The organism is Caldovatus aquaticus (assembly GCF_019458025.1).
In the GTDB taxonomy this organism is placed as follows: Bacteria; Pseudomonadota; Alphaproteobacteria; order Acetobacterales; family Acetobacteraceae; genus Caldovatus; species Caldovatus aquaticus.
The window spans coordinates 1-9,978 of sequence record NZ_JAHZUY010000087.1; the positions used below are offsets into that span (position 1 = coordinate 1).

Here is a 9,978-nt window from a genome sequence, read left to right on the forward strand (position 1 = left end):
AACCTGTGGGCACGCCCGAAAGAGTGGCGTGCGGTTGCCACCCGCTATGAAAAGACCGCCCGTTCCTTTCTCGGCGTCCTCTGCCTCGCCGCTACAGCCGATTGGCTCAAGCTCTAACAGGCCCTAGGGTGGCATCACCCCGCCACCGGGCCGAGGGCGCCATGCCTGCCACCCGAGGTTGCCTGTTGTCTCCCTCCGGCGCCGGCCGGCGCGCGGCGCGCGGTGGGATCATTGGTGGGATTTTCCGGAGGCAGTCGCGTAGGTCGTTGATTTATTTGGTCTATGGCGGATGGGGTGGGATTCGAACCCACGGTGGGCTCGCGCCCACGCCGGTTTTCAAGACCGGAGCCTTAAGCCACTCGGCCACCCATCCCGAGGGCGCGTCCGCCGCGCGCGGCGCCCCTCACTCGCCCGCCAGCCGCGCCGCCATCAGCGGCGCGCCGAGGCGCATCGTCCCGTTCACGTCCGCGGCACCCTCCAGCCCCAGCACCGCGTCGGCGAGCTGCGCCGCACGCTCGCGCCCGAGCACCGCGTCGCACAGCCCGTGGAACTTCGCCCGCAGCTCCGCCTCGGTGAGGAAATTGGCCGGCTCGCCCTTCGGCACCACCACCTTGCGCGTGAACACCCGCCCGCGGGCGCGCAGCGTCACCTTGCCCGCCATGTTCGCCGGGAACTCCGCCTCGATCTCCGGGTCCTGCTCGCAGGTCGTCAGCGCCATGAGGCGGCGGATGTCGGCGTCCTTCAGCCAGGCGTAGCTGTCCCAGCCGAAATGCCCGCGGGCGAGGGCGCAGGCGACGACGAACGGCCCGCTGAACTGCCCGTCCACCACGTTCTGCGGATCGCGCTTGTAGTCGAGCGGCGCGCCGATCAGCAGCATCCCCTTGGCCGGCAGGCCGATCGTCACCGCCTCGATCTCCTCCGCCTGCAGCCCGTGCTCGGCGCGCAGGGCGAGGGCGGCATCCACGCTCGCATGGCCGTAGCGGCAGGAGGGGTAGGGCTTCACCGCCGTGTTCATCAGCTCCCATTCGGCGCCGAGCCCCTGCAGCGCCCGCTCCGGCACCGGGTTCGGCGCGTAGGTGCGCAGGAAGCCGGCCTTGCCCTCGAGCGCCTCGGCGGCGCCGCGGAAGCCCTCGCGCGCCAGCGTCGCCGCGGCGAGGCCGTTCGTCGCGCTCCACCCGACCTGGAAGCGCTTGGTCCAGGCGCCGTTGGCGAGGAACTGCAGCGAGCCCGCCGCCTGGGAAAGCGCGATGCCGAAGGCGTCCGCCACCCGCTCCGCGTCCAGCCCGAACACCCGCGCCGCCGCCGCGGCCGCGCCGAAGGCGCCGCAGGTCGCGGTCGGGTGGTAGCCGCGGTCGTAGTGGTCGCCCGCCGGCAGCGCCAGCGCCAGGCGGCAGGTCACCTCGTAGCCGGCGACGATCGCGGCGAGTACCGTCCGCCCGTCCGCCCCCGCCATCTCGGCGGCGGCGAGCGCGGCCGGGATCACCGGCGCGCCCGGATGCAGGCTGCCCGCCGCATGAGTGTCGTCGAAGTCGAGGCTGTGCGCGAGCGCGCCGTTCAGCAGCGCCGCCCCTGCCGGGGTGTAGCGCGCCGCGTCGCCGAACACCGCCGCGGAGCCCGCGCCGAGCCCGAGCGCCCGCACCGCGGCGAGCAGCGGCGGCGTGCTCTCCGCATCGTGGCGTCCGCGCACGATGTTGCCCACCAGGTCGAGCAGCAGGAACCGCGTGCGCTCGCGCACCTCCGGCGGCAGCCGGTCGTGCCGGATGCCGGCCGTGAAGGCGGCGAGTTCGCGGGTGACGGGCGCGGCGGTGGCGGCCATGGCGGGCAGTCCCTTCCGAAGGGGGCGCCAGATTACCACCGGCCCGCCGCCGCGGAAGCCGGACCGGGCGCGGGCCGCCGGCCGGTCGCGCCGCCGGCGGAACGAGACCCGCATCGCGTTGCGGTTGCCGACCACCCGTGGCACCTCTCGCGCCATGCCGACACGGCGCACCCTCCTCCTCACCGGCCTCGGCGGCCTCGTCGCCGGCTGCGCCGCCGCGCCTCCCGCCGCCCCGCCGGTCCCCGCCGGCGAGGCGCCGCGGCCCGACCCCGTCGCGGCGCGGCGCTTCGAGGACTTCCTCGCCGGCGTGCGCGCCGAGGCGCGCCGCGCCGGGGTCTCGGAGGCCACGCTGGACCGTGCCTTCGCCGGCCTCCGCCCCAATCCGCGCGTGATCGAGCTGGACCGCCGCCAGCCCGACGTCGTGCTGAGCTGGGAGGAATACCGCGACCGCATCATGCTCACCCCCGCGCGCATCCAGAACGGGCGCCGGCACTACGCCGAGAACGCCGCCCTGCTGCGCCGCATCGCCGGCGAGTACCGCGTGGACCCGCGTGTCGTGGTGGCGATCTGGGGGGTCGAGACGAACTACGGCGGCAACACCGGCGGCTTCGACGTCGTCGAGGCGCTCGCCACCCTCGCCTGGGAGGGCCGCCGCGCCGGCTACTTCCGCCAGGAGCTGCTCGCCGCGCTGCGCATCCTCGACCAGGGCCACGTGCGCCCCGAGCGCATGAAGGGCTCCTGGGCCGGCGCGATGGGCCAGCCGCAGTTCATGCCGTCGAACTTCGAGCGCATGGCGGTGGACTTCGACGGCGACGGCCGCCGCGACATCTGGGACAGCCGGGCCGACGCGCTCGCCTCGATCGCCCACTACTTCCGCCGCCACGGCTGGCGCGAGGGCGAGCCCTGGGGCCAGGAGGTCGTCCCGCCGCCCGGCTTCTCGCCGGAGCAGGCCGACACCGAGACCCGCCGCCCGCTGCGCGACTTCGCCCGCATGGGCTTCCGCCGCGCCGACGGCAGGCCGCTCGCGCCGGCCGAGCTCGAGGCCGCGATCGTCCTGCCCAGCCGCGGCAACGGCCAGGTCTTCCTCGGCCACCACAATCTGCGCGTGATCCGCCGCTACAATCCGCCGGTGAACTACGGCCTGGCGGTCGGGCTGCTCGCGGACCGCATCGCGTGAGCAGTGCGCCCCGCGCGCCGCGCCTCGGGGCGCCGGGGGGCGCCGCCGCGCTGGCGCTCGTCCTGCTCGCCGCGGGCTGCGCCGCGCCCGCGCCGGCGCCGCGCTACCATCTCGGCGCGCCCTACGCGCTCGGCGGCGTCTGGTACTACCCGCGCGAGGACTTCGCCCTGGCCGAGACCGGCCTCGCCGCCGTCGCGGCGGACACGCGCCCCGGGCGCGTCACCGCCAACGGCGAGATCCACGATCCCGGCCGCGCCTCCGCCGCCCATCGCACCCTCCAGCTTCCCGTCGCGCTGCGCGTGACCAATCTCGAGAACGGCCGCAGCCTGCTGCTGCGCGCCAACGACCGCGGCCCGGCCCATCCCGGCCGGGTGATCGAGCTCTCGCGCCGGGCGGCGGAGCTGCTCGGCATCCCGCCCGGCGGGACCGCCCAGGTCCGCCTCGCCGTGGCGCCCGAGGAGAGCCTGGCCCTCGCCGCCGCCCTGCGCGCGCCGCGCGGCGGCGAGCGCGCCGATGCGCCGGCGGCCGGCGCCGAGCGGCCGCTCGTGGTCGCCGCCGCGCCGCGCGCCGCCGTCTCCGCCGAGGCGCTGCCGCCGCCGCCCGGCGCCCGCGCCGCGCCCGCGCCGGCGAATCGGGAGGCGGCTCCCGCACCGCCGGCGGCGACCGGGCCTGCGCCCGCCGCCCCCGCGCCGCCGCCGGCCTTCCCCGAGCGGGTCGAGCAGGGGCCGCCCGCGCCCGGCCGCCTGTTCATCGAGACCGGAACCTTCTCCCGTCGCGAGTTCGCCGCGCAGCAGGCCCTTCGCCTCGCCCGGCTCGGCGCGCGCGTCGAGGCCGCCGGCCAGGGGCGCCGGCAGCAATTCCGCGTGCGGATCGGTCCGCTCCCCGGCGTGGCGGAGGCCGACCGGACGCTTGAGCAGGCATTCGCCTCCGGCGTATCCGAGGCACGCATCCTGGTGGACGACGCCGCCCGATGACGACCACCGCGGGGGCGGCGCCGCGCACGCCGCCCGGCGGCGAGGCGCGGCGCCGCGGTTCGGGCGGCGTCCCGGATGAGGGGGAGTTCCGCATGTTCGCCCGCCGCTTCCTGCTTGGCGGCGCCGCCGCGATCCTCGCCGGCGGCGCCGTGCTCGCACCGCTCTCAGATGCCGCCGCGCAGCAGCAGCGCCGGCAGGCCGGCGGCGGCCGCGCGGGACGCGCCGGCGCGCCGCAGGGGCCGCAGGGCACGCCCGCCAGCACGCCGCTTGGCAGCGTGGACACCCTGGCGCGCCAGGCGATCCTGGTGGACTTCGACACCGGCGCGGTGCTGCTCGAGAAGAACGCCGACGAGCGGATGCCGCCGAGCTCGATGTCGAAGCTGATGACCATGTACGTCGTCTTCGACATGCTGAAGCAGGGCCGCCTGCGCCTCGACCAGGAGCTGCCGGTGAGCGAGCGCGCCTGGCGCATGGGCGGCTCGAAGATGTTCGTCCAGGTCGGCGCGTCGGTGAAGGTCGAGGACCTGGTGCGCGGCGTCGTCGTGCAGTCCGGCAACGACGCCTGCGTCGTCTTCGCCGAGGCGATCAGCGGCTCGGAGCAGCAGTTCGCCGACCTGATGAACGAATACGGCCGGCGCATGGGGCTGCGGGGCAGCACCTTCCGCAACGCGACCGGCTGGCCCGATCCGGAGCACCGCATGACGGCGCGCGACCTCACGATCGTGGCGCGCCGCATCATCACCGACTTCCCCGAATACTACCACTACTACAACGAGCGCAGCTTCACCTACAACGGCATCAGCCAGGACAACCGCAACCCGCTGCTCGCCCGCGTCGCGGGCGCGGACGGCCTCAAGACCGGCCACACCGAGGAGGCGGGCTACGGGCTTACCGGCAGCGCCAGGCGCGGCGAGCGGCGGCTGATCCTCGTCGTCAACGGCCTCCCCTCGATGCGCGCGCGCACCGAGGAGACGGAGCGGCTGATGGAATGGGGCTTCCGCGAGTTCGAGAACGTCGTGCTGTTCCGCGCCGCCGACACGGTGGAGGAGGCGCCGGTCTGGCTCGGCGAGCGCCGGACCGTGCCGCTGGTCGGCGGCCGCGACATGGTGCTGACCCTGCCGCGCCAGTGGCGGCGGAACCTGCAGGTCCGGGTGCGGTACGAGGCGCCGATCCCGGCGCCGGTGGCGAAGGGCCAGGAGCTCGGCCGGCTCGAGGTCTCGGGCCAGGGCGTCCCGCCCATGTCGCTGCCGCTGATCGCCGGCGCGGACGTGCCCCGCCTCGGCCTGGTGCCGCGCATCCCGGCGGTGATCGGGCATTGGATGTTCGGGGCCTGAGCCGCGTGGCCGCGCGGCAGCGCCCCGGCGCGGCGGCGTCCGGCCGGCGCGCGCCGCCCGGCCGCTGAGGCGGGTCCGGTGCCCCTTTCGGCGGCCACGAGTTATCCGCTCTGGCTCAACGCGCTCCTGTTCCTGGCTGCCGCGGCGGTGGTCTGGGGCGCGGGGACGCGGCTCACGCGCTCGCTCGACGCCATCGCCGCGCGGACCGGCATGAGCCGCGCCTTCGCCGGCATGCTGTTCCTCGGCAGCGTCACCTCCCTGCCGGAGATCGCGAACGTGGTCACCGCCGCGGCGTTCGACCATCCCAAGCTCGCGATCAACAACCTCCTGGGCGCGTCCGCGCTCGTGCTCGTGCAGCTCGCGGTCGCGGACGCGCTCACCGGGCGGGACGCCGTGACCTCGGTGATCGCCAAGCCCTCGACCCTGATGATGGCGGCGCTGGCCATGCTGATGCTGGTCGTGGTCGCCATGGCGATCACGGCGGGCGACGTGCTCCTGTTCGGCGCGGTCGGAGCCTGGGCGATCGCCATCTGCGCCCTGGCCGTCGCCGGCTTCTGGCTCGCCGCCGGCTACGACCGGCGGGCGCCCTGGCTCGCGAGGGATCACGGCGCGGCCGGGACCGCGGCGGAGGAGGCCGAGGACGCCGGTCCGCAGGCCCCGCTCGCGGCGCTGCTCGCACGGGCCGCGGCCGCGGCGGCGCTGCTCGTCGCCGCCGGCTACACCCTCTCGCAGACGGGAGACGCGCTCGCGGCGCAGACCGGCCTCGGCAGCAGCATGACGGGCTTCGCGCTAATCAGTGCCGCGACCAGCCAGCCCGAGTTCAGCACCGTCGTCGCCGCGCTGCGCATCCGCCGCTACGAGATGGCGTTCGGCGACGTGCTCGGCTCGATCTTCGTCAACCTCTCGATGATCCTGCTGGCCGACGCGATCTACGCCGGCGGGCCCGTGCTCGACCAGCTCGGCGCCTTCGAGACGCTCTCGGCCCTGCTCGGCGCGGCGCTGAGCGGGGTGTACCTGATCGGGCTGCTGGAGCGCCGGAACCCGACGGTGCTGCGGATGGGCTACGACTCCCTCGCCGTGCTGCTGATCTTCGCCGCCGGGCTCGCGCTGCTCTACGCACGGCGCTAGGGCGGATCGCGGGCGGCCGGAACCGGCCCGAAGCGCGGGCCGGCGCGGCGGGCGCGGCCGGCGCGGCCGGGCGGAAGCGGCGCCGGCGCGGTCGGCCCGGCAAGCCGCGCGCGGTCCGGGCGGGCCGCGCCGTTTGACCGCGCCGGATCCTGCCGCCACACCAGACGCATGGACGGCGCGGGCGAGCGGGGGCGTTTCATCACGCTGGAGGGCGGCGAGGGGGCGGGCAAGTCCACCCAGGCCCGCCGCCTGGCCGCCGCGCTCGCCGCCGCCGGCCTGCCGGTGCTCCGCACCCGCGAGCCCGGCGGCGCGCCCGGCGCCGAGGCGATCCGTGCCCTGCTGCTCGGCGGCGTCACGGCCTGGGACCCGACGGCCGAGGCGATGCTCCATTTCGCCGCCCGCCGCGAGCACGTGCTGCGCACCCTCCGCCCCGCGCTCGCCGCCGGGATGTGGGTGGTGTGCGACCGCTTCGCCGATTCCACCCTCGCCTACCAGGGCTACGGCCAGGGCCTGCCGCGCGCCGCCTTCGATGCGCTGGCGGCGCTGACGCTCGAGGGCCTCGTCCCCGACCTCACCCTGATCCTCGACCTCCCGCCCGAGCTCGGCATGGCCCGCGTGGCAGGCCGCGGCGAGGCCGCCACCCGCTACGAGCGCCTCGGCCCCGCCTTTCACGCCCGCATCCGCGCGGGCTTCCGCGCCATCGCCGCGGCCGAGCCGGAGCGCTGCGTGCTGGTGGACGCCGCCCGTCCGGCGGAGGCCGTCACCGCCGAGCTGCTCGCCCTGGTCCGCGCCCGTCTCGGCGCCCCGCTGCCATGAACGGCCTGCCGCCCGAGCCGCGCGCCAACCCCGAACTGGTCGGCCACGACCACGCCGCCCGGGCGCTCGCCGAGGCGGCGCGCTCCGGCCGCCTGCACCACGCCTGGCTGCTCGCCGGCCCGCCCGGCATCGGCAAGGCGACGCTTGCCTACCGCTTCGCGCGCTGGCTGCTGGCCGGGCAGCCGCCTGCGCCCGGCGATGCCCCGCTCGCCCTCGATCCCGCCCATCCGGTGTTCCGCCGGGTCGCCGCCGGCGCCCACGCCGATCTGCTGACGATCGAGCCCGGCACCCTGCAGGGCAGCCGCAAGCGGGCGGACGTGATCAACGTGGACGCGGCGCGGCTGATCCCCGCCTTCATGGCGCTCACCGCCGCCGAGGGCGGCTGGCGGGTGGTCGTGATCGACGGGGCGGAGACCATGGCCGCGCCGGCCGCCAACGCCCTTCTCAAGATCCTCGAGGAGCCGCCGCCGCGCGCCGTGCTGCTTGTCGTCACCGCCGCCCCGGGGCGGTTGCTGCCGACGATCCGCAGCCGCTGCCGCCGCCTCGATCTCTTCCCGCTGGAGGATGCCGCGCTGCTGCCGCTGCTCGCGCGCTGGCTGCCGGAGATGCCCGCGGGCGAGCGCCAGGCGCTCGCGCGCCTCGCCGGCGGCGCGCCGGGCCGGGCGCTGGCGCTCGCCGAGGAGGGCGGGCTCGAGCTGCAGGCCCTGGTGGAGGAGGTGCTCGGCGGCCTCGCCCGCCCCGATCCGCGCCAGGCGCACGCCCTCGCCGACCGGCTCGCCGGCGGCAGCGACGCCACGGCCTTCCTCGCCTTCTTCGCCCTGCTGCGCCGGGCGATCGCGGCCGCCGTCCGCCAGGCGGCGCGCGACCCGGCCGCCGCGCCTGCCTGGCTCGCCGGCCGTCCGCTTGCCGAGTGGTCCGCGCTGTGGGATAGGCTCGGCCGCCTCGCGGCGGAGACGGACGCGCTCAATCTCGACCGCCGGCAGGCGGTCCTGACGGGGCTGGGCTGGCTTTCCGCCCCCGGCCGCTGAGCGCGGCTCCGACCGACCCATCAACCGAAGGGCCAGACCGATGGCCGAGGGCGCCCGGCGCATCTACCTCACGACCCCGATCTACTACGTGAACGACCGGCCGCACATCGGCCACGCCTACACGAGCCTCGCCGCCGACGTGCTGGCGCGCTGGCACCGGCTCGACGGGCACGAGGTGTTCTTCCTCACCGGCACCGACGAGCACGGGCAGAAGGTCGAGAAGGCGGCGCAGGAGGCGGGCATGGACCCGCAGGCCTTCACCGACCAGGTGAGCGAGCACTTCCGCGAGCTGGCGCGGCGGATGAACTTCTCCAACGACGACTTCATCCGCACCACCGAGGAGCGCCACAAGCGCGCCTGCACGGCGCTGTGGCAGGAGCTCGTCCGCCGCGGCGAGATCTACCTCGGCCACTACGAGGGCTGGTACGCGGTGCGCGACGAGGCCTTCTACGGCGAGGACGAGCTCGTCGAGCGCGACGGCCGCAAATACGCCCCCTCCGGCGCGCCGGTCGAGTGGGTGCGGGAGCCCTCCTACTTCTTCCGCCTCTCCGCCTGGGGCGAGCGGCTGCTGAAGCTCTACGAGGAGAACCCGGACTTCGTCCTTCCCGCCGGCCGGCGCAACGAGGTGATCAGCTTCGTCAGGGCGGGCCTGCAGGACCTCTCGATCAGCCGCACCAGCTTCCGCTGGGGGGTGCCGGTGCCGGGCGATCCGGGGCACGTGATGTACGTCTGGCTGGACGCGCTGACCAACTACATCACCGCCGTCGGCTACCCGGACACGGGCGCGCCGCGCTGGCGCTTCTGGCCGGCGGACGTGCATTTCGTCGGCAAGGACATCCTGCGCTTCCATGCCGTCTACTGGCCGGCCTTCCTGATGGCGGCGGGGCTCGAGCCGCCGCGGCGCGTCTTCGCCCACGGCTGGTGGACCAACGAGGGGCAGAAGATCTCGAAGTCGCTCGGCAACGTCATCGATCCGCTGGCGCTGATCGAGACCTACGGCCTCGACCCGGTGCGCTTCTTCCTGCTGCGCGAGGTGCCCTTCGGCCAGGACGGCGACTTCTCCCGCCGCGCCCTGATCGCGCGCCTCAACAACGAGCTCGCCAACGACCTCGGCAACCTCGCCCAGCGCACGCTGAGCCTGATCCAGCGCCACTGCGACGCCCGGCTGCCGGAGCGCGCGCCGCCCACCGGCTCCGACCGCGAGCTGCTCGACGCCGCCGCCGCGCTGCCCGGCAGGCTGCGCGCCCTGCTCGACCGCCAGGCCTTCCACGAGGCGCTGGAGCAGGTCTGGGCGGTGGTGCGCCTGTGCAACGCCTGGATCGACCGCGAGAAGCCCTGGGCGCTGCGCAGGAGCGACCCCGCGCGCATGGCCGCGGTGCTGCGCACCCTGCACGACGCGATGCGCGTGATCGCCACCGTGCTGCAGCCCTTCATGCCCGACTCCATGGCGCGCATGCTGGACCAGCTCGGCGTCCCGCCGGAGGCGCGGACGCTCGCCGCGCTCGCCGCGCCGCTCCCCGGCGGCCTCGTCCTGCCGCCGCCCGCGCCGCTGTTCCGGAAGATCCAGGACCAACCCGCCTAGGTCCTGGACTCAAACCGTGTCCACAGCCGGATGGCGGCGAGGGCGACGGTGGAGAGGTAGTTGCGTGCGAGCTTGTCGAAGCGTGTGGCGATGCGGCGGAAATGCTTGAGGCGATTGAAGCAT

At 75.5% G+C, this 9,978-nt stretch carries 9 protein-coding genes and 1 tRNA gene; 8 read left to right on the forward strand and 2 right to left on the reverse strand.

The window, feature by feature from the left end; genetic code table 11:
- The coding region (locus K1J50_RS17700; RefSeq protein ID WP_369413499.1) for a transposase at window positions 1-117 on the forward strand (117 nt) is incomplete at its 5' end.
- Window positions 118-283: 166 nt separating this feature from the next.
- Here the strand turns inward: K1J50_RS17700 and K1J50_RS17705 are convergent.
- Together K1J50_RS17705 and K1J50_RS17710 are read right to left on the reverse strand one after the other, a co-directional pair.
- Window positions 284-373: transfer RNA gene (locus K1J50_RS17705), tRNA-Ser, on the reverse strand.
- 30 nt (window positions 374-403) lie between these two features.
- Window positions 404-1,816 (reverse strand): MmgE/PrpD family protein, encoded by a 1,413-nt coding sequence (locus tag K1J50_RS17710; RefSeq protein ID WP_220119085.1) that lies wholly within the window; start codon window positions 1,814-1,816, stop codon window positions 404-406.
- Between the two features lie 154 nt (window positions 1,817-1,970).
- Here K1J50_RS17710 and K1J50_RS17715 point away from each other — a divergent pair, with 154 nt between their 5' ends.
- The 7 genes from K1J50_RS17715 to metG all read left to right on the forward strand — a co-directional run bounded on the left by K1J50_RS17715 (window position 1,971) and on the right by metG (window position 9,855).
- Window positions 1,971-2,993, forward strand: a complete 1,023-nt coding sequence (locus K1J50_RS17715; protein WP_220119086.1) for a lytic murein transglycosylase — start codon at window positions 1,971-1,973, stop codon at window positions 2,991-2,993.
- Window positions 2,990-3,967, forward strand: coding sequence for an RlpA-like double-psi beta-barrel domain-containing protein (locus K1J50_RS17720; RefSeq protein WP_220119087.1), 978 nt, complete (start codon window positions 2,990-2,992; stop codon window positions 3,965-3,967). Before K1J50_RS17715 ends, K1J50_RS17720 begins: the two co-directional genes overlap by 4 nt.
- Window positions 3,964-5,301: a D-alanyl-D-alanine carboxypeptidase family protein gene (locus K1J50_RS17725; RefSeq protein WP_255575428.1), complete on the forward strand. Its 1,338-nt coding sequence runs from the start codon at window positions 3,964-3,966 to the stop codon at window positions 5,299-5,301. The genes K1J50_RS17720 and K1J50_RS17725 overlap by 4 nt, the downstream gene beginning before the upstream one ends.
- Before the next feature lie 78 nt (window positions 5,302-5,379).
- Window positions 5,380-6,429, forward strand: a complete 1,050-nt coding sequence (locus K1J50_RS17730; RefSeq protein WP_369413641.1) for a sodium:calcium antiporter — start codon at window positions 5,380-5,382, stop codon at window positions 6,427-6,429.
- Window positions 6,430-6,597: 168 nt separating this feature from the next.
- Window positions 6,598-7,245, forward strand: a complete 648-nt coding sequence (gene tmk, locus K1J50_RS17735) for a dTMP kinase (RefSeq protein WP_220119088.1) — start codon at window positions 6,598-6,600, stop codon at window positions 7,243-7,245.
- Complete coding sequence (locus tag K1J50_RS17740) at window positions 7,242-8,273, forward strand: DNA polymerase III subunit delta' (RefSeq protein WP_220119089.1); 1,032 nt, start codon at window positions 7,242-7,244, stop codon at window positions 8,271-8,273. Before tmk ends, K1J50_RS17740 begins: the two co-directional genes overlap by 4 nt.
- A 40-nt stretch (window positions 8,274-8,313) precedes the next feature.
- Window positions 8,314-9,855, forward strand: a complete 1,542-nt coding sequence (gene metG, locus K1J50_RS17745; protein WP_220119090.1) for a methionine--tRNA ligase — start codon at window positions 8,314-8,316, stop codon at window positions 9,853-9,855.
- The last annotated feature ends 123 nt before the right edge of the window (window positions 9,856-9,978 follow it).